The following is a 920-nucleotide window of genomic DNA, read 5'->3' as shown; positions in this document are numbered from 1 at the left end:
ATGTCGCCGGCCAGAAGCGTGGCGTGACCGCAGCAATCAAACGCGCCTTCCGACGCCGATCCGCGGTCGAACCGGTGATAGGCCATCTCAAGAATGAGCACCGGATGAACCGAAATCATCTCGCCGGCACCCGCGGCGACGCCGCCAACGCGGTCCTTGCCGCCGCGGGCTACAACTTCCGGATTCTGATCCTCTGGCTCACGACTTTGTTTGTCCGGATCTGCTGCGCCTTCCTGTTCGCCGGCGCCTGGTCATCCCGTCAACAGACCTCATGATCAACGTTCTTCACGGTCGACCATGTGCCAAGACGTCGATTTCGCCACATCGCAGTCGCCGAGCGTTTCCGTCGGCTGGTTCGGTCGACATTTGCATTCCATGCGAGGCTGCAGGCGACTTCACGCTCGCGTCGACAGCCCGCTCGTGAGCGCCTCGGCTCGATGCATGCCTGGACAGTGTGATAGCTTAATGGCGTGTCAGACATTTTGTGCAAGCCTGGGCTGGTCGCGTTGGCCGCCTATGTACGGATCAAGTAGCCAAGTTCACCCTACACATGGCCTGATCATATCCTTCAATAATCCAAGATCGTTGAGTGAACTTCACGTTGTTCCTTGAGCGGGGCGGCTCTTGAGCTGGTCCCGCAAATCTGAACAGCGCGATAAGTGGAGTTTCTGCCTGACGGCGGGCAAGATTGACCCGCGAATCAGGAGAGACGATGAGCAGACGAGCACGGCGGAACCACACTCCGGCTTTCAAGGCGAAGGTGGCACTTGCCGCCGTCAAGGGTGACCGCACGCTGGCGCAACTGGCGGAGCAGTTCGACGTTCACCCCAATCAGATCACATCGTGGAAGGCCCAGCTCGAAGGCAGCGCTGCCGATGTTTTCGGTCCGGGCGGCGGGAGTCGGATCGCCGAACCCACCG

The 920-nt window shown here is 60.3% G+C and carries 2 protein-coding genes; both read left to right on the top strand.

Going from position 1 to position 920, the window contains the following annotated elements:
• Positions 1 to 275 (top strand): transposase (locus tag E4K64_RS40005; protein ID WP_209311901.1); only part of this gene is annotated, 275 nt, incomplete at its 5' end.
• Positions 276 to 712: 437 nt separating this feature from the next.
• Positions 713 to 920: transposase (locus E4K64_RS40000; RefSeq protein WP_135163638.1), on the top strand; the 208-nt coding region annotated here is incomplete at its 3' end.

Source organism: Bradyrhizobium frederickii (genome assembly GCF_004570865.1).
GTDB lineage: Bacteria > Pseudomonadota > Alphaproteobacteria > Rhizobiales > Xanthobacteraceae > Bradyrhizobium > Bradyrhizobium frederickii.
The sequence above is the reverse complement of the archived record's forward strand: the minus strand, read 5'-3'. Positions and strand labels throughout refer to the sequence as shown.